We start from the raw sequence: 22,715 nt of genomic DNA on the forward strand, positions 1-22,715 counted from the left end.
CTAATAAAACATGGCTGGACTAAAATCATTAGCTAAAGATACTGCAATTTATGGATTAAGTAGTATTGTCGGACGATTCCTTAACTACATGCTGGTACCCTTGTATACAGCTGTATTACCGGCTTCCACCGGAGGTTACGGAGTCGTATCGAACGTGTATGCGTTTACAGCTCTGATGCTCGTACTTCTTACGTTCGGTATGGAAACGGGATTCTTCCGTTTCGCCAATAAATCGGGGGAAGACCCGATGAAAGTATATGCCAACTCTCTGTTGTCAGTAGGAGGCGTATCTTTGATTTTCGTTCTCCTTTGCCTGTTGTTCCTGCAACCGATTTCCAATTTGCTGGATTATGGCGATCATCCGGAATTTATAGCGATGATGGCTGTTGTGGTAGCTTTAGATTCTTTTCAATGCATTCCTTTTGCCTATTTGCGATACAAGAAACGCCCTGTCAAATTTGCAGCTATCAAACTGCTCTCTATCATTGGCGGCATCGGTTTGAATCTGTTTTTCCTGTTGGTGTGTCCGTGGCTGAATGTACATTGTCCGGCAACCATTTCTTGGTTTTATGATCCGGATTATCTGGTGGGATATATTTTCATCAGCAACCTGATAATTTCGGTTGTCCAGATGTTCTTCTTTATCCCGGAACTGACAGGATTTGCTTATAAGTTGGACCGGGTGTTACTGAAGCGAATGGTAGTATACTCTTTTCCGGTATTGATCTTAGGTTTGGTAGGTATTCTGAATCAGACTGTTGACAAGATGATCTATCCGTTTCTCTTTGAAGATCGACAGGAAGGGTTGGTACAACTGGGTATTTATGCGGCAACCAGCAAAATAGCGATGGTGATGGCCATGTTTACACAGGCTTTCCGTTACGCTTACGAACCGTTTGTATTTGGTAAAGACCGCGAAGGAGATAACCGAAAAATGTATGCGGCTGCGATGAAATATTTTCTTATCTTCTCGTTGTTGGCTTTCCTTGCTGTAATGTTCTACCTCGATTTGCTGCGTTATCTTGTGGCAAAAGGTTACTGGGAAGGCCTTGGAGTGGTGGCTATTGTGATGCTTGCAGAAATCTGTAAAGGGATTTATTTCAATCTTTCCTTTTGGTATAAATTGACGGATAAGACCTATTGGGGAGCTTACTTCTCGGTGATCGGCTGTGTTATTATTGTTGTATTGAACATATTATTTGTGCCGGTTTACGGCTATCTTGCTTCGGCATGGGCTTCTGTTGCAGGCTATGCGGTAATTTTGCTGTTATCCTACTGGATAGGACAGAAAGAATACCCGATTCGTTATGATTTGAAAAGCCTCGGGCTTTATGTTCTGCTGGCAGCGGCACTCTACGTTATTGGAGAACAGGTGCCTATCCCTAATCTGGTGCTCCGTCTCGCTTTCCGTACCGTACTTTTATTGCTATTTATAGCTTATATTATCAAGAAGGATTTACCATTGAGTCAGATTCCTGTTATTAATCGCTTTATAAAGAAGAAATAACTATGAAGACAGATGAACGTAATAAGTTTGCTATCAAGTCCTTTCTAGGAGAATATCTGGACTTGAAAAAAGACAAGGATAACGAACTGGCCACCGTGGATTCTATCCGTAAGGGTGTAGAGTTCAAAGGTGCCAATTTGTGGATCCTGATTTTTGCCATCTTTATGGCATCACTCGGATTGAATGTAAATTCTACTGCTGTAATTATCGGTGCCATGTTGATTTCTCCGTTGATGGGACCTATTATGGGAGTGGGACTCTCTGTCGGACTGAACGACTTCGAATTAATGAAACGCTCTTTAAAGAGCTTTCTCATAACGACCGCTTTCAGTGTGACGACGGCCACTATCTTCTTCCTTCTTGCCCCTATTGCCGGTTCACAGTCGGAGTTGCTGGCACGTACATCGCCCACTATTTATGATGTATTCATCGCGCTTTTTGGTGGTTTGGCAGGTGTGGTAGCCCTCTCTACCAAGGAAAAGGGAAATGTGATTCCGGGCGTTGCCATTGCTACTGCATTGATGCCACCGCTTTGTACGGCAGGTTACGGACTGGCCTCCGGTAATCTTATTTATTTCCTGGGTGCTTTTTATCTTTACTTCATCAACTCTGTTTTTATCAGTCTGGCCACTTTCCTCGGAGTTCGTGTGATGCATTTCCAGCGGAAGGAATTTGTAGATAAAACCCGTGAGAAGACCGTACGTAAATACATCGTTCTGATTGTGGTGCTTACCATGTGCCCTGCGGTTTATCTGACATTTGGAATTATAAAAAGCACTTTCTATGAGGCGGCAGCCAATCGTTTTATTAGCGATCAGTTAAGCTTTGAAAATACACAGGTACTCGATAAAAAGATCAGTTATGAACATAAAGAAGTGCGGGTTGTTTTGATTGGTCCTGAAGTGCCTGATGCTTCGATTTCTATTGCCCGTAGCAAGATGAAAGAATATAAGTTGGAAGATACGAAGCTGGTTGTATTGCAGGGGATGAATAATGAAGCGGTAGATGTGACTTCTATCCGTGCCATGGTCATGGAAGACTTCTACAAAAACAGCGAGCAGCGACTTCAGCAACAGGCAGTGAAGATTTCCCAACTGGAGACAACGTTGGAACAATACAGAACATATGACGCAATGAGTCGTACATTAGTGCCCGAACTGAAAGTGCTTTACCCTTCCATCACTACGCTCTCCATCGCTCATTCGCTCGAAGTGCGGGTTGACTCGATGAAGACCGATACGGTAACATTGGCTGTTTTGAAATTCGACAGACATCCGTCTGCTGCCGAGAAACAGAAAATCAGCGAATGGCTGAAAGCCCGTGTAGGAGCGAAGAAGTTGAGGCTGATTACCGAATAATGAATCTAAAAATAGTAATATGAAATTCAGACTAACCGTCTTGATAGTCTTTTCCCTCTGTCTGTCAAATGTATTTGCCGATGAGGGAATGTGGCTGCTGGGAAACCTACGCAAAAACAAACAGACAGACCGGGTAATGAAAGAACTTGGTTTGCAAATGCCTGTGAATAAAATATATAATCCGAAGAAACCCTCTCTTTCAGATGCTGTTGTCAGCTTTGGAGGTTTCTGTTCGGGAGTGGTGGTTTCCGAAGACGGTCTGGTGTTTACTAATCATCATTGTGGTTTCAGCAGTATCCAGCAACACTCTTCTGTGGAACATGATTATCTGAAAGATGGCTTTTTTGCACGTAGCCTTGACGAAGAGCTGCCGAATCCGGAGTTGTATGTCCGTTTTCTGCTTCGTACGGAAGACGTAACCAAACGGGTATTATCTGCCGCCCGTCATGCTAAAACGGAAACAGAACGCCGTGTAGCTGTTGATTCGATCATGAATGTAATCGGTCTGGAAGTTTCCGAAAAAGATTCTACGCTGACCGGTATTGTCGATGCTTATTATGCAGGTAATGAATTCTGGCTTTCCGTTTATCGTGATTATAACGATGTTCGTTTAGTCTTTGCGCCTCCTTCCTCTGTCGGGAAGTTCGGATGGGATACGGACAATTGGATGTGGCCGCGGCATACGGGCGATTTCAGTGTATTTCGTATCTATGCCAATACGAAGAATGGCCCGGCTGATTATTCTCCTGACAACGTCCCTTATCACCCTGAATATGTAGTGCCCATCTCTTTGGATGGATACAAAGAAGGTTCTTTCTGCATGACGCTTGGCTATCCGGGAAGTACGGAACGTTATCTTTCTTCGTATGGTATCGAAGAGATGATGAATGGAATCAACCAGGCAATGATTGATGTGCGGGGAGTAAAACAAACGGTTTGGAAACGGGAGATGGATCGTCGTCCGGATATTCGTATCAAGTATGCTTCAAAATACGATGAAAGTTCCAATTATTGGAAGAATAGCATCGGAACAAACAAGGCCATCAAGCATCTGAAGGTGTTGGAAAAGAAGCGGGCGGCTGAAGTAGCCCTTCGCGACTGGATTCAGTCTCATCCGGAAGAAAGAGAGAAACTGATTCGTTTATTCTCTTCTCTGGAGTTGAGTTATAGTAATCGTCGGGAAACAAATCGTGCGTTGGCTTATTTCGGTGAATCGTTTATCAATGGTCCCGAATTGGTGCAGCTTGCTCTTGAAATTCTCAATTTCGACTTTGAGGCTGAGGAGAAGCTGGTGATTACCCGCATGAAGAAGTTATTGGAGAAGTATGATAATCTTGATCTTTCCATTGATAAGGAGGTTTTTGCTGCCATGCTCAAAGAGTATCAGTTGAAAGTGGATAAGAAGTATCTGCCTGCTATGTATGAAAAGATAGATACACTCTATAACGGGAATATTCAGGCTTATGTAGACTCTTTGTATGCAACGTCCAATATAACGTCTCCTAAGGGCCTAAAACGTTTCCTGGAGCGGGATACTACGTATAATCTGATAGAGGACCCGGCTGTTTCCTTGAGTCTGGACCTGATCGTGAAGTATTATGAGATGAATCAGAGTATTTCCGAAGCTTCCGAGCAGATAGAGCAAGGGGAACGTTTGTTCAACGCTGCCATGCGCCGTATGTATGCTGATCGGAATTTCTATCCGGATGCCAATTCCACCATGCGGCTTAGTTTCGGAACGGTTGGGGGGTATACTCCTTTTGATGGGGCCACTTACGATTATTATACCACCGTGAAAGGCATCTTTGAGAAGGTGAAGGAACATGCAGGTGATATTGACTTTGCCGTCCAGCCCGAGTTGTTGAGTTTGCTTTCTTCCGGTGATTTCGGAAGATATGCCAATGCACAGGGAGACATGAATGTTTGCTTTATTTCTAATAATGATATTACAGGCGGTAATTCCGGCAGTGCCATGTTCAATGCCAAAGGAGAATTGCTTGGGCTGGCTTTCGATGGCAACTGGGAAGCAATGAGCAGTGACATCGTATTTGAACCTGACTTGCAGCGTTGCATCGGAGTAGATGTGCGGTATATGCTCTTTATTATGGAGAAATACGGTAAGGCGGGCAATCTTGTTCAGGAGTTGAAGATAGCCCGATGAAGTAAATGTTTCGATAAAAGATATATATTTACTAAATAGAAAGGCAACTAATCTGTGGTAGTTAGTTGCCTTTCTATTTTATTTAAATGAATTCCTTTTTACTTTTTGGGTTTTCTACGTGCCCATCCTTCCTCGCTGAAATCAGGCTCTTTGTCTTTGAAAAATTCTTGCCAGTCATCTTTCTTTTTGGGACCACGGGCATCAGAATATCCTCGTTCTGCGCGACTGGGTTTATCTTTTTTAGCCGATTTAGCACCTTTTGCCGAGGCATCTTTTGGTTTTCTGTCTTTATTTTCATAACGTGGTGTACGCTCGTCACTTTTGCCGCCGAATCGTTTACCTCCCTTGCGCTCATTAGAACTGCTTTCGCGTCCTTTTCCGCTTTCTTCACCGGCTATTTCAATAACGACCTTACGTCCGTTCCATTTAGCTTTGTTCAGCGCTTTAATTACATTGGTCGCTTCCTTTTCAGGTACTTCAAAGAAAGAATAGTTCTGCATCAGGTCAATGCGTCCCAATTCAATGCGCCCTCTTGTATTGCTGTTCAACAGTCCGATAAGATCACTTGGAAAGAAGCTGTCCGTTTTACCCAGATTGATAAATAAGCGGTTGAAGCCTGGAGCAGCTTTTCGGCTTCTTTTCTCGAAACCTCCTTCTTTACGATCACCACGTCCGGCGCGTTCTGCACGCATATCGGTTGGTTGTTCTATTTCAGGACGGTTGCGGTAATATTCTGCAAAACGGTTGAATTCGTGAGAAACCATTCGTTTAATCAAGTCCTCTTTGCTTAGCCATTCCAGTTTGCGATAGATTTCCGGCATAAAGTCGGCAATCTCTTCTTCGTTCACTTTTACTTTTTCGAGATCATCAATTACCTTAATCAACTGTTTCTGACAGATACCTGCTGCTGTCGGCATTTCTCCGACAATGAATTTCTTACTGATAATCCGTTCGATTTCTCTCATCTTTCCTTTTTCGCGGAGGTTGATGATGGCAATGGAAGTTCCGGTTTTTCCGGCACGCCCTGTACGTCCGCTACGATGTGTATAGCTTTCTGTGTCGTCAGGTAATCCGTAATTGATGACATGTGTCAGATCGTCTACGTCAAGTCCACGGGCAGCCACGTCAGTTGCAACGAGCAGTTGCAGATTACGGATGCGGAATTTCTGCATAACGGCATCCCGTTGTGCTTGGGAAAGTTCGCCATGCAAAGAATCGGCATTGTAACCTTCCTGCATCAATTTGTCTGCAATTTCTTGAGTCTCTTTACGGGTACGGCAGAAAATGATACCGTATATTTGTGGGTAGTAATCGACGATACGTTTTAAAGCTTCATATTTATCTTTAGCCTGTACAGTATAAACAACGTGTTTAACGTTGTTGGTACTCTCGTTCTTACGGCCAATAGTTATTTCTTTCGCGTTACGTAAGTAGTTCTTGGAGATACGTGCGATTTCCGGGCTCATTGTTGCAGAAAACAGTAGAGTGTTACGTTCCTGCGGCACATCAGCCAGGATGGCATTGATACTCTCTGTGAATCCCATATTAAGCATTTCGTCCGCTTCATCCATTACAACGTTGTGGATGGTAGATAAAGATACGGTTTTGCGTTCCATCAAGTCCAGCAGACGTCCCGGTGTGGCAACGATGATATGTACACCTCGCTTCAGGCTGCGTATTTGGCTATCAATGGAAGAACCACCATATACAGGCAGCACTTTCAGTCCGTCAATGTATTTGGAATAGTCGTTCAGATCTCCTGCTATCTGGAGACAAAGCTCACGGGTAGGGCAGAGGATAAGCGATTGTGGAATTCTGTTTTTTACGTCAATCTGTTGGAGCAAGGGCAAACCGAATGCGGCTGTTTTACCTGTTCCTGTCTGTGCAAGAGCTACTACATCATTATTTTCTCCTAAAAGGTACGGAATCACTTCCTCTTGTACCGGCATGGGATTCTCGTATCCCATTTCTTCAATTGCTCTACGTATCTCCGGAGAAACGCCAAGCTCTTCAAATGTCTTCATTAAATCTCTGTATATCTTTTATTTCGGCTGCAAAGATAGTTAATTTAGTTGATAATAAATGGTTGATAACGGATAATTATTGTAGACGTCATCGTATTTATCATTTATCAACAATCAATTATCTGTTAATAAAATGCTGCGCAACTGTTTTAAATCTTCCGTAGAAAGTCCGATTCCTTTTTGCAGATAGGCTTGTACGCTTCCATATTCTGATTCAATTTGCCCCTTTGCGGCATTCAGAAAATCTTCTTTGGCGGAATAGATGGCAGTGATTGCTTCTTGAGAGTTGATCGGCAATTTGTAGGCGTATTTAGAGGCTTTGGGGATATTGAAATAATCGTTACTCAAACGATAATCTTCCATTATCACATCTTCATTGACGCCTAGAGCGGCGAGTAAGAGTGCGGAAACAATTCCTGTACGTCCTTTTCCGGATGTACAATGAATGACAACCGGATAATTGCTACGGTCGAGAAGAATGGTGAACAGCTCTTTGAATTCCTTTTGGTAGTTTGTAACTAATTCCCGGTTCATTCGTTCTACGAGGCGGTAGATGGTATCAGTTTTTATTTTTTCTTCCCGAATACCTTGCAGAATTTTTTCCATGTTCCCTGTGAGGATGGGGATATGTACGATTTTAAACTTGTCATCATGTAGTTGCGGATAGTTGTGGCGTTCACTTTCAGAACGTAAGTCTATGATTGTTCGTATTCCCATATTCTTAAGCTCTTGGCGGGAACAAGGAGGGATACTGTCTATTTGTGCGGAACGGTATATCATTCCCCAACGAAGAGCCTTTCCGGTGTTGGCAGATTCGTATCCTCCTAAGTCGCGGAAGTTCTGTATACCGGGGATATTGATGTTGCGGGTAGCTACTTTGATTCGGTATTTGTTGTTAAACACCATCAAGTAGTAATAACGTTGGGACGGATCGTTGGTTACGATTGTCATTTTACCACTGGAGATGCTAGCCATTGCAATGGGAGAATCTTCCGGAATTATTTCCGGAGAAGTAGAGGTGTATACTTTTACCTGTCCTTTTAATATCGGTGTTGTTTCCCATTTGATAATACAGTTTCCTATATTATTTTCCTCACACACCACAGATATAGCAGGTGATGTGCCGGAGCACGACGGGAGCACTAATAAAACAGTAAGCCAGCTTAACAGGTTTTTATACATAGTTTCTTTGTCTTGAATCGTATACTGCAAAGATAAGAATTACCCGAAGATGTGATAATTCCTTTGCGATAATTAGCCAAAGTTAATAGTAATTTACGTGTTAAAAAAGGGCACATCTTCCGGTGGAAGAGCGCCCTGAATGAGAAGTTGCTTGAATCAGCTTTATTGAATACTGTTTAATAAATCCGTTTTTCCTTCATTGATTAACTTTAGAATAAGTTCGCCAAATAAGGTATTTTGCCATGCAAACCAAGCACGGGTGAAGTTATTGGGGTCATCTTTGTGGAAAGATTCATGCATAAAGCCTGTCCCTGCATCCGTATTGAGCAGCATTTTTACACAATCTTTGATCTCCTGATCGTCCTGGCTGGTAAATGCTTTCATCATGATGCTCATCGGCCATACCATATCATAACCGATGTGAGGCCCGCCAATACCTTCTCCTGCCTTTCCTTTGAAGAAATAAGGGTTATCCTTGCTCCATACAAAACGGCGTGTATTTTGATAGATAGGATCGTTGATTTCTACATCACCAAGATAAGGCATTGCCAGCAGACTTGGTACATTAGCATCATCCATTAAGAAATGATTTCCGAAGCCATCTACTTCAAAGGCATAAATTGTACCATATTTAGGGTGATTATAAGTCGCATATTTTTTTAGTGCAGCTTCTACTTCTTTTGCCAGATCTGTGCATTGTTTTGCCAGTTCTGCATTTTGATTTACAGCATTCAGAATTTCAGCAGCTTTCTTTAGCGAAGAAACAGCGAAGAAGTTAGACGGCACGAGAAATTGCAGGGTTGTAGCATCGTCAGATGGGCGGAAGGCTGAAACAATAAGTCCGACAGGATTTACCGGAGCACCTAGGCCATTATTGTTCAATGTATCGAGTGCACGTTCTGTTTTGCGTTGAAATTTATAAGGTCCCACACCTTCTTTGCGTTGTTGCTCCTTAAAAGTAGTCAGGATATTGGTGATGGCTTGTATCCATTCACTATCAAAAATACTGGCGTCACCGGTTTCCTTCCAATATTGGTAGGCCAGACGTAGTGGATAACATAGAGAATCTATTTCCCATTTTCTTTCATGTAATTCAGGTTTCATGTCGGTCAGGTCGGACATCCATTCCCCTCCGACAGCTCCGTCATTAAAAGCATTAGCGTATGGATCAATATTGATACATTTAAATTGTCTGCGGATCACTCCTTCAAGCATTTTCTTTAATTCCGGGTCTTTATTGGCCAGCTGTACATAAGGCCAAACCTGTGCTCCCGAGTCACGTAGCCACATGGCATGAATATCGCCTGTATAAACAAAAGTATCAGGCTTGCCGTCTGTTGTGCGATAATGAACCGTTGTTTCAAGTGTATTGGGAAAACAATTCTCGAACATCCATGCTAGCTTTTGGTTAGTAAGCAACTTTTTTACCCTGATAATTTCTGCTTCCACGGCTTTTGATGTAAAGAGACGCTTGTTTACAGGTGGACGGTTACTTTTATAAGCGGCCACTTCAGCTGCCTGATTGACTACATTGGTATGATCTTTAGCAAGAATAAGTTCAGTAGCATTCGCATGACTTCCCATTAATAGGGTGGTTGTAATAATGCATATTCCGATGTTTCTTTTCTTCATCTTTACAGTGTTTTTGAGAGGATTATTAAAAGTGGTTATTATAAATTGATTCCGGCTAATCTGCCGTACATTTCTACAAAAGCTGCTTGTGTCAAAAGCCATTTCTTCTCATTTTTATCTGCTCCGCTCCAATCTGTTTGGAAGAGTCCCCGTTCATCCCTGGCATATTGCCATGCATAATCAAGACTTTTTTGGAAGTCGGCTAGATAGGTCTTATTGTGATCTGTGTGATAAAGCTCTATAAATCCTCTTAGCATGACTGCTGTGAACCAGATGTTTCCTTTTTTCAGTAATTGAAATGTTTGTCCGTTTGGCGAGGTGAAATGAGTGAAAAAGTGCTTGTGACATGCTTCGGCTATATTTTGAGCATCTTCCAGATAGTTTTTCTGTTTTGTTATTTGGTAGAGTAGGGCGGCTGCTTGCATCATTTGGCCGCTATTATAGGCAAATTTGGCACGCCCGATTTTCTTATTGAGTGCAATGTTGTCAAAGTATAACTGATCTGTTGGATCTTCTAAATTCTTTTTAGTCCATTCGTATAACTCTTTCCCTTGTTTCAAATAGGTGCTGTCTTGAGTTGCCTGAAATAGCTTGAGAGCAAAAACGGCTCCTGGTGCATTTGAACAAGTGTTTTTGGACTCTTTTTTCTGCTCACACCAGTAGATTCCTCCTCCGAGCACTTCGTCTTTACCGCTAAGAATAAACTTCCATATCAGTTCGGCTTTTTCCAGATAGGCTTGTTTTTTAGTCATACGATAAGAATCGGTAAAATCAATGCCTAACCAAACGTTGTCATCATAAAAACGATCAGAGAGAGGTTGATTACTGATATAGGATGAGTAAGCGAATGGTTCTCTTCGTGTATCGAAATACTCTTCCAATCCGGGTAGTACTTTATTTTCCAGAAGTTTCTTGTATTTTTTGTTTCCAGTGCTCTCCAACAGTGCGTTTACTGCAGAGAATGTACCCGAGTACGGCCAAAGATAAGAATATTCATTATGTCTTTTTGCTTGTTCTTCTGACGCTAGATAAGTTGCTTTGTTGTTCTGGTCAGAAGGATAATTTTCGCGCAGCAAACAAGTATTAGGTGCTGCATAGTTTTTGTAAAGGGCGTCCAAAGTTTGTTGGGCTCTTTCTGCGTTAGGACTGGTTGTTGATAGGGTCAATGCACAGATAATGTTCACTAGTAAGTAATGCATGTTTTTGTTGTTTTATAAATGATTATTGCATAAAAATATTTATTTGTTTCCAAGCGTTCTCAGTGTCGTTTGCTACTGCTGCTCCTGGCGTAGAACGTCCTTCTCTCACGTACTTTCTAATGAGCCGTGTCATCTCTTTTACTTCTTGCTCGTAGCATTTATCGTGAATAATATTTTCTTTTTCCGATGGATCTTTTTTAAGATTAAATAGTTGCATTGGAGGTAATTGTGCTAGATCTGCGGGTTTATTAGGGTATCCCCATCCACCTGAGCCTCCATTGAATACTAGTTTAAGTTGTGGTGTACGTAGAGACAGATATCCTTTTCCTGATTCATAAACAAGGTCTTTGCGGTTAGAAGTTCCTTGCTTACTTAATATAGGCCATATACTGTAACTATCTACAGCTTCTTCATCTTTTAGTTTGTGATTGACCATTTGTGCAAAAGTTGCATAGAAGTCGGTAAGAGAGACAAGAGAATTATTTGTTTCGTTGGAGAATTTTCCTTTCCAAGATACTATTAGGGGAATTCTATGTCCTCCTTCATAAATATCTGTTTTATAACCTCTGTAAATATAACTTGGAAAATGTCCTTGTTTTTCCATCTCTTTTACACCAACATAAGGTGCACAACCATTATCAGATGTAAAGATCACAATGGTATTATCTAGTTGGCCATTTTTTTGTAGTGCTTTTATAATTTGTTGTATCATATCGTCTATCATCACGACAAAATCGCCATAATCTCCTATTGTGGTTTTTCCCTTATATTTATTGGCAGGTAATACCGGTGTATGAGGAGCTGTGATGGGCAAATACAAGAAAAAGGGTTTCTTGCTGTTTTTTTGTTTGCTGATATAGCTTATGCTGTGACGAATGATATTAGGAAGGCAATCTTGTGGATCAAAGTCAGCTCCTGCTACTCCCCCATGCATCAGTTTAAGTCCTTTTTGAGGTTCGATTATATGATTAGGAAGGGCAGTCACTTTGTTATTTTCTACATAGACATAAGGTGCTATGTCAAGAGAAGAAGGTATGCCGTAAAAATAGTCGAACCCTCTTTCTGTAGGACCATTTTTGATAGGAAGTGAAAAATCTACATCTTTTTTATTCTGGGCATTTTGAGGATATCCCCAGTCCCAGCCTAGATGCCATTTGCCAATACAAGCAGTGTTATAGCCATTTTCAGATAACATTTGGGCTATTGTTCGACGATCAGGAGTAATCATGGCAGGAGAGTATCCATCAAGTACTCCTTCTTTTAATTTAGTACGCCATGGATATCTTCCAGTGAGAATGGAATATCGTGAAGGTGTTGACAAAGCGGAGGACGAATGGGCATCCGTAAAAGTAATCCCATCTTGAGTCAGATTATCAATGTTGGGAGTGGAAATCTTAGATTCTGGGTTGAATGCTGAGATATCTCCATAACCTAAATCATCCGCTAATATAAATATTATATTGGGAGATTGGGCGTTTATGGCTGTTGTTGTAAATAGTGCCGATGAGAGTGTTATTAGTTTATTCATATAATTTTTTAGTATGAGTGTAATATCTGGTCTAATCCCATGTCTTTAGGAGTTTCTAATAAAGGAAATTCTGGTAATATGCACATAGGCACTGCAGGATCTCCCACTTTCCAAGCAGGTATAGTTAAGAAGAGCTTTTCTAGCTTTTTTCTTGACTTTTCCGCTTCTGCACTTCCTCTACCCTTTTTGATCGGATTTGTTTCCTCGGGATCGTTTATCGTGTCATAAAAATTGCCATCAGAATAGAGTTTATATCGTACATCTCTGAAAAATTGTTTTGCATTTTTACTTCCTGATGTGCCGAATCTCGAATCGTAATGGCAGAACACCCATTCGCGAGCCTTACCTTTCTTCCCCTTTATTTGAGGTAAAAAGCTTTGTCCGTCTATATCCCATTCTTTAGGCACTTTAGTATTCATGGCTTCGGCAAAAGTAGGCATAAAATCGGTAAAATCTATCATATCTGTACATTCATGTTCTCTATAGACACTCTTTCCCCAGTAAACTATCATGGGTACACGTACTCCGGTGTCGCTTGTCAGTCCCTTTCCACCCCTCACTACCGATCCATCTTTCATGGTTGTTCTAATTTTACGATTTGTTCCGTTATCTCCTATAAAAATGATAATGGTATTGCTCAATAAGTTCAAATTTTCCAACTTGTTGAATATCATGCCCACGTTTTTGTCTACATGTTCTACCATCTTTGGAAAATTGGCGTTATTGCGTACCTCGCGCATGGAGGGGTCTTCCCATACGTCACTTTGTGGAGTGGGGTAAAATGGGTCGTGCACCAGTACCATAGGATAATACACGAAGAAAGGTTTAGCTTTGTTTTCTTCAATAAAGTCGGTCACATATTGAGCGAATATATCCGGTCCATATTCATCGTTTGAATAAAGTTTTATACCTCCATCTTGTTCTATTAATGGAGCAGCATATCTTTCTTTTATCATCCTGTCATAGCTTAACTGCCAAAGGCAATAGCGATCAAAACCAAAATGATGAGGTAAGTTTTTGTTTCTGCCTAATTGCCATTTGCCGGCTATCATAGTAGTATATCCGGCATCTTTTGCCAAATGGGCAAAGGTTTTTTCCGTTTGATTCAAGTGTCCAAAGCGTGAGTAATTCTTATTGTTGTATTTACCTGTCATTAGTTGTACACGTGATGGTGTGCTTAGGGGTTGGGAGAAACAATTGTCGAATCTCACTCCTATTTCCGAAAGTCTGTCAAGGTTTGGGGTATGATAGGTACTACCGTAACATCCTAAACATTCGCGCCCCATATCATCGGCTAAGATTAACACGATATTAGGCTGACTGTTGGTTGTTTGAGCCATCAGTGCCGAAGGAACTATTGTGAGACACTCCCATAAGAGACAATTAATTGCTTTCATTTGTCGATATTTTGAGATATTAATATTTTAACTTTAGAATTCTGCTATTGCATGAAAATTTCGATTTGCTCCCAGCTATTGCCTGTATCATTCGCGCTCTTCTTTCCGGGTGTGGAACGTCCTTCTTCTACATACTTCCTGATTAGTTGTGTCATTTCTTCTACATTTTTCTTATAACGTTTGTCACCGATGAGATTCATTGTTTCCGACGGATCTTTCTCCAGATCGAAAAGTTGCATACTAGGCAACTGGGCAAGTTCGGCAGGCTTGTTCGGATAACCCCATCCGCCTGAACCACCGTGGAATACTAGCTTCAATTTGGGAGTGCGCAGAGAAAGGTATCCTTTGCCCGATGCATAAATAAGGTTCTTACGCGCAGACGTCCCTTTTTTGTTTAGTATTGGCCATATACTATAACTATCCTCTGCTTCTTTATCCTTTAGCCGATAGTTCATCATTTGGGCAAAGGTAGCATAAAAGTCGGCAAGTGAGACCAGTGATCCATTGCTTTCGTTTGCGTATTTTCCCTTCCAGGATACGATGAGCGGTATACGGTGCCCACCTTCGTAAATATCATTTTTATAACCTCTGTAGATGTAACTTGGGTGATGTCCTTTCTCTTCCATTTCTTTTACACCTATATAAGGAGCGCATCCGTTATCCGATGTAAAGATGATGATGGTATTTTCCAGTTGGTTATTTTTCTTTAATGTTTCCACAATTTGTTGCACCATGTCATCTATCATGACTACGAAATCGCCATAATCTCCTATAATTGTTTGACCTTTATATTTCTCTGCCGGTAATACGGGCGTATGTGGTGCGGTGATGGGGAGATAGAGGAAGAACGGTTTCTGACTGTTGCGTTGTTTGTCGATATAATCCACGCTGTGGCGTATGATATTAGGCAGGCAGTCTTGCGGCTCAAAATCGGCGCCTGCCACTCCGTTGCGTATCAGTTTGATTCCTTTCTGTGGACCGATGGTACGGTTGGGAAGAGCGGTCACTTTGTTGTTTTCTATATAAACGTGTGGAGCTGTGCCCAGCGATGCTGGTATGCCGTAGAAATAGTCAAATCCTCTCTCTGTAGGTCCGTTTTTGATGGGTTGTGAGAAGTCTACATCTTTCTGCTTTCTCTGACTATTTTGTATGTATGCCCAGTTCCAACCAAGATGCCATTTCCCGATGCAGGCAGTGCTGTAGCCGTTTTCAGAAAACATTTGGGCAATTGTCCGGCGGTCGGGAGTAATCATGGCTGGAGAGAACCCATTCAGCACTCCACTTTTCATGGTTGTCCGCCAAGGATACCTTCCGGTGATAATGGAGTAGCGCGAGGGAGTGGAGAGTGCGGAAGATGAATGGGCATCCGTAAAGGAAATTCCGGAGTGTGTCAAGTTATCGATGTTCGGAGTATGGATTTTGGATTCCGGATTGAATGCCGAAATGTCCCCATAGCCTAAATCATCTGCTAATATAAATATCACATTGGGCGATTGCGCCTTTATGGCAGTTGCCGCAAGGAGTGCGGATGAGATTGTTATTAGTTTGTTCATCACTTTTGATTAAATCTTTTTGTGAATTCTATATCTTTATCAATTAGTCTATGTGAGTCCAATGAATCTTCAGAGTAATATAACGTGAAAAATCATTGAACTCACATTTGTTGTTTATTCTTGTACTATAACATTTATAGGACAGGTGAATCCATTCTCAAATTTGGGGGTTGCCGTGCCTGAGTTAGGCAGTGAATCGAATATGAAAGTGAATGTTCCCGCTTTATTTAATAAGGTACTTGCATCCGCATTAAAATCGACATACGATATGAAGTACTTTTCATTTAATTTTGGATCTTCAAAGAAATGAACGGTCTCATTACTTTTCTTGTTGGCTGTTCCAGCTCCAATTTTGGATTTGTTACCGGCTACTTTTACAACATCTGGTGTGTAGAATCCTCTAAACCAATCGTTCTTACCGTCATCATGCGCTTTGAAGTTATAGCCTATTGGTGCTGTAGCTCCTTCTGACTTGTATGTTGCAAACCAAATGCGCAAAGCAATATTACTTCCAAGTGCCTCTCCTTTGGTTAGGATTTTTGTTTGCTGGTTACTTTTGTATACCAATTCTCCTCGTACTGCTTTTACGGGATTACTTTCTGTAGGTTCCCAATCTTCATTGAAGGCCGGTATGTTAGTATCAGTAGTAAGGTTTGGATTGACAACAAATCCGGATACCGGATTTTCAGTAATTGTAAATTCAAAAGGCACCCATCCTGTTTCTCCTGTGACAGGATGTTTGGGAAAATACTGCACGATGTCATTACCGGCATCTGTATTTGTATATTTGATATATATCTTATAGTTACCAGGCTTTTCGATATAAGACTTGGGCGTTGAAGCACTGATAGTCCAAGATGCAGATGACATGGGGCGTGTGCGGTTTCCCCCATAGAGTATATCAGATGTGTTTTCGTCCCACATGCCTACAGAAATTGGTTTTGAGTTTGTCCCATGAAAGAATATGTCATTTTCTCCCCAAACGTGGCTTAGAGCGCCGTCTTTTAATGTAAAAGCTTCGGGGTATTGTTCGATGTTTTCTTGGGTGGGAATAAACAAAGTAAGTGCTTTTACGCCATTTTCTTCGGTAAAACTGGGGCGAATGGCATTATTGGCAATCATAATGGAATTGTAACGTAGGTTAGCAACACAGTTGTATGTAAGTCCTGCAGTTTTGATTTCTGTGGAGGGGCTGGACATTCGCGCATACCAAAATATTTGTTCGTTTTGTGCTCCGGTCACTGGAGCAGATTGATTTACCCAGTTAATTTCTCCACCGAGAAGAACAAAAGGTTTCTCACTGGTAGGAATGAGTTCACGTGCAGGACGTTGAGTGCCCTCAGCCCAAATTGGAATTGTTTTAGTGACAGTAGTGCCAATTTTTTCTCCATCTTCAAAAATATCAAATGAGATAGGTACCGACCCGTCTTGCGTTGGGGTTCCGCTTATTGGGAAATAAGCATATTGTTTATCTCCCTGAAAGGAGAGTTGTACCTCTCCGTCTTCTATTTTCAATCCTGTTTCGGATGACCGATCAACAAACTTGACGAGTAGTTTCCGACCAAACCCGTTGACGAACGGAATACCCAAGCGGTCACCCGGTTCGTTTTCATCACCAGCAAAAGCGGGGGTACCTTTGGCTAGGAATCCGTCTACATAAATGGTTGATTCTTGTACGTTTAACCCCTTTTCTTGTACAATATATTCTATTCCGGGGTGTTCGCAAGAACAGAACAGACTTGAAATAAACAATATGGATAGTAATGCGGTAATCTTATTCATAATCATGTTTCCTTTCGTTTATATAACATTTGTTATCTTGCACCATAATTTTGTGTCAGCTTAGGATTGGAACGTATCTCTTGTGACGGAATAGGAAATAAGGTACAGTATTGGTCAATCTCAAATTTTTCGCTCTTCATATAGTAGTTGTTCACATTAGGAGAGCTGTTGGAAGTATAAGCATTATAGAAATTGGTGAAGTGTTGGTTCATTACTTCTACTGCTTTCCCTGAGCGTACGAGATCGAACCAGCGATGTCCTTCGAACGCCAATTCCAATGTTCGTTCGTCATAGATTGCTTGGTAAACCTTTTCTGGAGTATCTAGAACCCATTCTTTATTAGAGTCTCCAGATGCAAGGTACGGAACAATACCGGCCCTTTCCCGTACAAGGTTGATTGTATTATTCAAAACGCTTTGTGACAGAACTCCGTCACTTATATGTGCTTCCGCTTCTGCCAATAACAGCAGTACGTCCGCAAAACGGAGGATATACCAATTGTCATCAGAATCATTTACTTTATATTCTGATGAACCCATGTATTTGCCGCACATCCACTGGTCGTCTGCGCTAAAGCCTTTGACAGAAGTCCGGAAAGAGGTACCAGTATAAGGGTCGTAAGGATATGCGACGTTTTGTGTATAATCTTTATTTTCATTAACCGGAAGATAAGAAATACCATCTGTGTCTAATTTGATATTACCGTCGCTGATGCGTGTATCGGTGTAGATAACATCATCGAATTTGCGTACTTCATATTGATAATCGGGATACATGGAATCCCATTTCTTTGCCATGTCCATAAAATATCCGGTCGGTGCGCATGCGCCATTTCCTTGATTTGAAATGGGAGATGGGATATATCCGTTTGAGTTGGCTTTATTGCGGGGTGCATAGGATGCGGGTGAGAAAAGAGTGTAGAACGGGCTGCCCAATCCTTCTGCCTGACCTGTTTTATATTCCACTTCCCATATAGACTCACTTGAATGTTTGTTTGTGGGCTTGAATAATTCACTGAAATTCGGGTACAATTCGTATCCTCCATTGTTTATCACATCTTCTAGATAATACTTGGCGGCTTCGTATTGCGTAGTGGTCGTTTCCGGATAAAATACGGTAATGTTTGGATTGGCAGATATATCTTTCCATGCTTCTACGTTGGGATAAGCAGCTTCTGTGATGTCGTTCGGCATGGATAGAAGTACTTTTCCCAGTAAAGCCTCTGCCGCATATTTGTTGACTCTTCCTGTTGGAGTTTTCTCTCCGTTATTTGTTGAGCGATAAAGATTGTTAGATTCGATGGCGGTGGTCAAATCGGTGAGAATTCGTATATACACCTCTTCTGTGGATGCACGCAGATGACCTCTGGAATCTGTGTATTCTTGCGGGATATCCATAATGATGGGTACTCCGCCGTAAGCGCGAACTAAGTTGAAATAGAAAAGGGCACGTAGTACTTCGGCCTCTGCAATGTATTTCTGAACGGCTTCATCATTTCCGAAAAGTTCTTTTCCTTTCTCAATGACCGTGTTGGCTCTTATGATTCCTTTGTAGTGATGAGCCCAGTAGTTTTGGTTTCCGCTGTTGTTGGCAGATATGGTAAATTTTTCAATTTCATGTCGGAAAGTATTGGCATAATAATTGGTCTGATTCGGGAATGCGACATCCGAACGCACATCACCGAAGAGATAGATGCTGGCCGAATACAGTCCGTTGTCTCTCAATGAAGAGTAAGTTGAATACAATGCCGAACGTATATCATCGGGTGACTTGTAGAAATTTTTACCCGTTAAAGTGGTTTCCGGCTCAATGTCTAGAAAACCAGTACAAGCGGACATACAGGTAGTAACCAATGCCATTGTAAATATATTCTTCAAATTTTTCATATTCTTTTTCATGCTTTAGATTTATAATGTAACTTTCAGTCCCATGGTGAAATTTCTGGATAAAGGATATCCGGTACGGTCGATGCCCGGTGCGGTGGCCGAACGGAATGTGTTGGCTTCGGGGTTCATACCGGTATATTTGGTGAAAGTATGCAAGTTGTCGATATTGAAACTTAGTACTAATCCGTTTAAAAAGGTTTTCCGAAGCATCTTTTTGTCGAATGTGTACGAAAGTTGGATATTACGGATGGACAGATAAGAACCATCTTCGAGATATCGGTTGGTAAATTTACTCATTTCCGTAGTTGGACGTACATCATTGGAGGTGTAAGTACGGTCCGCTAAACCATTACCCGGCGATTCGGGCGAACGCCATCTGTCTACTACTTTGATGGAAAGGTTGTTATTGTTGTTTCCGCGGAGTGTTTCACGTAATGTATAGTTGTAAATCTGATTTCCGTATTGTCCGTTCAACTGAAAACTAAATGAGAAGTTTTTGTATGAGAATGTGTTGACCATACCGGCATTGAAACGTGGATAAGGATTTCCTATAATAGTACGGTCATTATCATCATAAAGTCCGTCACCGTTGAGATCATACCATTTACAGTCTCCTGGACGAACGTTCGGGTCGAAAGCTAGTCCTGAATAGGGGTCGTTCCGCAGTGCTTGAATCTCCTCCATTGACTGATAGATACCGCCGAATACATTTCCGTAGAACATACCTATCGGATAGCCTACTTTCGTGATGTTTGATTCTGCTACTCCATCAGTGATGGCTTCAGAATCGAGTCCTAGTGCCAATACCTTGTTTCGGTTGGCGGAGATGTTGAACGTAGTTGTCCATTTGAATTTGCCGGTCAAGTTACGTGATACGATATTGAACTCGATACCCTTGTTTTCAACGGAACCGACGTTTTGTAGCATGCGTGAAACTCCTAAAGTGCTTGGAACGATTGTATTGAGAAGCATATCGGAGGTGATAGACTTGTACAAATCAAGTTGCATGAATATTCGGTTGTGGAAAAGACCTATATCTATACCTAAGTTTGTCTGTTTGGACACTTCCCATTTCAAATCTGGATTAGCAATGTTCGATGGAGCCCAGCCATTTACAACAGAACCATCTACTATATACGATTGCTGTGACATTTTGGTCTCATAGTTGTAGTCTCCGATAGCATTGTTGCCGGACAAGCCGAAGCTACCTCGCAATTTGAGTTCACTAAGTACTTTCCTGAGTGGTTTCATGAACTTTTCTTCTGTCATAGCCCATCCTGCAGAAATGGAGGGGAAATAACCATATTTGTTGTTCTTTCCGAAGCGGCTTGAGCCATCTGCACGGAATACTCCTTGAACCATATATTTTCTTTTGTAGTCGTAGGTCAGTCGGGCTATGTAGGATAGCATACGGTCTTCGGTTTTATTATAATATCCTCCGTTGACTACACCTCCGTTGATGGAAGGTAGAGATTCTGTCGCAAAATGATAGGCGGATGTGTAGAGCTTGTTGAGTTGGTTGCTTTGTATAGTCATACCTCCTACGGCACTGATGTTATGGTCTCCGAACTCTTTCTGATAGGTCAGTATGTTTTCGTTAATCCACATGAGCTTGCGGGTCATTGTGGTGGAAGCCTCAGAGTCAGTACGGTTTTTGCCAATGGAAGCCGGATACCATATTGAGTTTTCGGATGACATGATATCGATAGCCAATGATGGTTTGAACGTTAATCCCTTGGCCAACTTTAATTCGAAGTTAAGACCGCCAACAATGCGATTCTGACTCGTTTCGTTTTTGTACTCATGAGCGATTCTGACTGGGTTGTCTTGGTTGTCAGCTAATGGCGAATCGGTAAGAGTGGGGAATGCACCGGTTTCGGGATCTCTTGAATCGGTTGCCTTAGTCGGTGCCAGGTTGTACTCTAATGTGGAAAAATATTCTCCATTCGGGAGTTTGACCGGGAAAAAGGGATACATGGAAATTGCGGTTCGGATTACACTGTTCGAGCCTTCTCCGCCTTCTCTGGTCCTTCTCTGATTGATAAACGTAGGAGCAAAGTTCACAGTTACTTTGGCCCATTTATTTAATTCGATGTCGAAGTTGGAACGGAAAGCGAATCTTTTCATTCCAGTACATATCAGAATACCTTCCTGGTCGAAGTATTCGCCGGAAATTCGGTAACGCATATTTTTACTTCCTCCTGCAATAGACAAGTTGTATTTCTGTTGAATGGCATTTTGGAAGATGGCATCTTGCCAGTCTGTATTGAGATTCTCGTCGAAAGGAAAATAGTCCTGATTTTGATTTGTTGTGTAACGGAATCTTTCATTCAGATTCTTATCTTTATAATATTCCAGCAATTGGGCTGTGTTCATCAATTCAAACTTATGTTGTATTTGTGCTATGGTGGTTGCGGCATTAATGGTTATTGTTGGTTTTGCACTTTCACCGCGCTTTGTGGTAATAAGTATTACACCATTGGCACCGCGCGAGCCATATACAGCGGTTGAAGCGGCATCTTTCAGAATCTGAATGTTGGATACATCATCAGGATTGACTGCTGACAGGCCGCCTTCCATCGGTATTCCGTCGACAATGTATAAAGGTTCCGAGCCAGCAGTAACGGTACCGATACCACGAACTTCTACATTAATATCACCACCGGGAGTTGCATCGGAAGTTTGTATACGAACTCCTGGCACTAAACCCGAGATGGTCTGTTCGATGGAAGAACCTACATATCCAGATAATTCTTCGGATTTGATGGAGGTCATGGCAGACGTTATTGTTCTTTTGGTCTGCGTTCCATAGCCAATGACTACAGTTTCATCCAACATATAGCCGTCTTCAATCATGACTACCTTAATAAGTTTCTTTGGATCTTTGATTGTGATCTCTTGTTTTTGAAATCCGATGAACGAAAATTCAAGAATTGGATTTTTACCTTTCGTTTGAATTTTGAAAGTGCCATCAATAGTAGTGGTGGTCCCATAATTGGAATTTTGGCAAAGGACATTCACGCCGGGTATAGGCTGTCCTTGCTCGTCAACAACAGTTCCTGTTGCAAATGTTCGGGCATTCTGGGCGTATGTATTTCCATCTGTATATGAAGAAACTGCAAATATGGAGAATACAATAATTAGGAAAAGAATGCGGATAGAAATAATATTTCTCATATAGTAATAAATTTAGTTATGCCACAAAAATACAATCAATATACTAATTTTTTATAGGATGTAAAGCCGCCAAAGAGAATTTGTAAAACAGTATAACATGTAATATGTTGAATAGTAGCTGTTTATGTGCCGTGAGTGATGGGGAAAATGTAATAGGTGTGTGAACTGTTTATAGTTGAGGAAGGTGTTGAATATGGAGATATCGGATTTTATATTCATTTTTACCATAACTACATAAATTGTCTTTATTTCAAATGTATTTATTTGATTTGTAGAGTTTTATCTGTTGGTAGACTTACTTTTATCTTAAAATGGAACCAGATGTGACT

At 41.5% G+C, this 22,715-nt stretch carries 13 protein-coding genes; 3 read left to right on the forward strand and 10 right to left on the reverse strand.

Annotated elements, in window-relative coordinates; all coding sequences use genetic code 11:
* The first annotated feature begins 10 nt into the window (after window positions 1–10).
* The 3 genes from DW173_RS04115 to DW173_RS04125 are packed head-to-tail and all read left to right on the forward strand — an operon-like array spanning window position 11 to window position 5,026.
* Complete coding sequence (locus DW173_RS04115) at window positions 11–1,507, forward strand: polysaccharide biosynthesis C-terminal domain-containing protein (RefSeq protein ID WP_120143806.1); 1,497 nt, start codon at window positions 11–13, stop codon at window positions 1,505–1,507.
* 2 nt (window positions 1,508–1,509) lie between these two features.
* Window positions 1,510–2,865, forward strand: coding sequence for a TIGR00341 family protein (locus tag DW173_RS04120; protein WP_004313751.1), 1,356 nt, complete (start codon window positions 1,510–1,512; stop codon window positions 2,863–2,865).
* A 19-nt stretch (window positions 2,866–2,884) separates the two neighbouring features.
* Window positions 2,885–5,026 carry a S46 family peptidase gene (locus tag DW173_RS04125; protein ID WP_118218544.1) on the forward strand — a complete coding sequence of 714 codons (2,142 nt, stop codon included), beginning with the start codon at window positions 2,885–2,887 and terminating at the stop codon, window positions 5,024–5,026.
* 98 nt (window positions 5,027–5,124) lie between these two features.
* Here DW173_RS04125 and DW173_RS04130 read toward each other — a convergent pair whose 3' ends face one another.
* From DW173_RS04130 to DW173_RS04175, 10 genes are all read right to left on the reverse strand, one after another.
* Window positions 5,125–7,050, reverse strand: a complete 1,926-nt coding sequence (locus DW173_RS04130) for a DEAD/DEAH box helicase (RefSeq protein ID WP_049701537.1) — start codon at window positions 7,048–7,050, stop codon at window positions 5,125–5,127.
* A 114-nt stretch (window positions 7,051–7,164) separates the two neighbouring features.
* Window positions 7,165–8,232 carry a tyrosine-protein phosphatase gene (locus tag DW173_RS04135; protein WP_120143924.1) on the reverse strand — a complete coding sequence of 356 codons (1,068 nt, stop codon included), beginning with the start codon at window positions 8,230–8,232 and terminating at the stop codon, window positions 7,165–7,167.
* Window positions 8,233–8,394: 162 nt separating this feature from the next.
* Window positions 8,395–9,864, reverse strand: coding sequence for a glycoside hydrolase family 125 protein (locus DW173_RS04140; RefSeq protein ID WP_055235639.1), 1,470 nt, complete (start codon window positions 9,862–9,864; stop codon window positions 8,395–8,397).
* A gap of 38 nt (window positions 9,865–9,902) precedes the next feature.
* Window positions 9,903–11,063 carry a glycoside hydrolase family 76 protein gene (locus DW173_RS04145; protein ID WP_120143808.1) on the reverse strand — a complete coding sequence of 387 codons (1,161 nt, stop codon included), beginning with the start codon at window positions 11,061–11,063 and terminating at the stop codon, window positions 9,903–9,905.
* 22 nt (window positions 11,064–11,085) lie between these two features.
* Entirely contained in the window at window positions 11,086–12,591 is a 1,506-nt protein-coding gene (locus DW173_RS04150) for a sulfatase family protein (protein WP_120143810.1), read from the reverse strand.
* 8 nt (window positions 12,592–12,599) lie between these two features.
* A complete protein-coding gene (locus DW173_RS04155; RefSeq protein ID WP_120143811.1) occupies window positions 12,600–13,988 on the reverse strand; it encodes a sulfatase-like hydrolase/transferase in 1,389 nt (462 codons plus the stop codon).
* Between the two features lie 44 nt (window positions 13,989–14,032).
* Complete coding sequence (locus DW173_RS04160; protein WP_120143813.1) at window positions 14,033–15,541, reverse strand: sulfatase-like hydrolase/transferase; 1,509 nt, start codon at window positions 15,539–15,541, stop codon at window positions 14,033–14,035.
* 114 nt (window positions 15,542–15,655) lie between these two features.
* Window positions 15,656–17,323 carry a hypothetical protein gene (locus DW173_RS04165; RefSeq protein ID WP_225473416.1) on the reverse strand — a complete coding sequence of 556 codons (1,668 nt, stop codon included), beginning with the start codon at window positions 17,321–17,323 and terminating at the stop codon, window positions 15,656–15,658.
* Between the two features lie 32 nt (window positions 17,324–17,355).
* The gene (locus DW173_RS04170) at window positions 17,356–19,209 is read right to left on the reverse strand and encodes a RagB/SusD family nutrient uptake outer membrane protein (protein ID WP_008023835.1); all 1,854 of its coding nucleotides are present in this window, start codon (window positions 19,207–19,209) and stop codon (window positions 17,356–17,358) included.
* A gap of 21 nt (window positions 19,210–19,230) precedes the next feature.
* Window positions 19,231–22,386: a SusC/RagA family TonB-linked outer membrane protein gene (locus DW173_RS04175; protein WP_008023837.1), complete on the reverse strand. Its 3,156-nt coding sequence runs from the start codon at window positions 22,384–22,386 to the stop codon at window positions 19,231–19,233.
* Window positions 22,387–22,715 lie beyond the last annotated feature (329 nt).

The sequence above is a fragment of the Bacteroides sp. AM16-13 genome (assembly GCF_003602705.1).
Classification (GTDB): Bacteria; Bacteroidota; Bacteroidia; order Bacteroidales; family Bacteroidaceae; genus Bacteroides; species Bacteroides xylanisolvens.

Excerpts from the sequence above, each read along its gene's own strand:
- DW173_RS04115 (WP_120143806.1), top strand. The coding sequence starts at position 11 with ATGGCTGGACTAAAATCATTAGCTAAAGATACTGCAATTTATGGATTA.
- DW173_RS04120 (WP_004313751.1), top strand. The coding sequence starts at position 1,510 with ATGAAGACAGATGAACGTAATAAGTTTGCTATCAAGTCCTTTCTAGGA.
- DW173_RS04125 (WP_118218544.1), top strand. The coding sequence starts at position 2,885 with ATGAAATTCAGACTAACCGTCTTGATAGTCTTTTCCCTCTGTCTGTCA.
- DW173_RS04130 (WP_049701537.1), bottom strand. The coding sequence starts at position 7,050 with ATGAAGACATTTGAAGAGCTTGGCGTTTCTCCGGAGATACGTAGAGCA.
- DW173_RS04135 (WP_120143924.1), bottom strand. The coding sequence starts at position 8,232 with ATGTATAAAAACCTGTTAAGCTGGCTTACTGTTTTATTAGTGCTCCCG.
- DW173_RS04140 (WP_055235639.1), bottom strand. The coding sequence starts at position 9,864 with ATGAAGAAAAGAAACATCGGAATATGCATTATTACAACCACCCTATTA.
- DW173_RS04145 (WP_120143808.1), bottom strand. The coding sequence starts at position 11,063 with ATGCATTACTTACTAGTGAACATTATCTGTGCATTGACCCTATCAACA.
- DW173_RS04150 (WP_120143810.1), bottom strand. The coding sequence starts at position 12,591 with ATGAATAAACTAATAACACTCTCATCGGCACTATTTACAACAACAGCC.
- DW173_RS04155 (WP_120143811.1), bottom strand. The coding sequence starts at position 13,988 with ATGAAAGCAATTAATTGTCTCTTATGGGAGTGTCTCACAATAGTTCCT.
- DW173_RS04160 (WP_120143813.1), bottom strand. The coding sequence starts at position 15,541 with ATGAACAAACTAATAACAATCTCATCCGCACTCCTTGCGGCAACTGCC.
- DW173_RS04165 (WP_225473416.1), bottom strand. The coding sequence starts at position 17,323 with ATGAATAAGATTACCGCATTACTATCCATATTGTTTATTTCAAGTCTG.
- DW173_RS04170 (WP_008023835.1), bottom strand. The coding sequence starts at position 19,209 with ATGAAAAATTTGAAGAATATATTTACAATGGCATTGGTTACTACCTGT.
- DW173_RS04175 (WP_008023837.1), bottom strand. The coding sequence starts at position 22,386 with ATGAGAAATATTATTTCTATCCGCATTCTTTTCCTAATTATTGTATTC.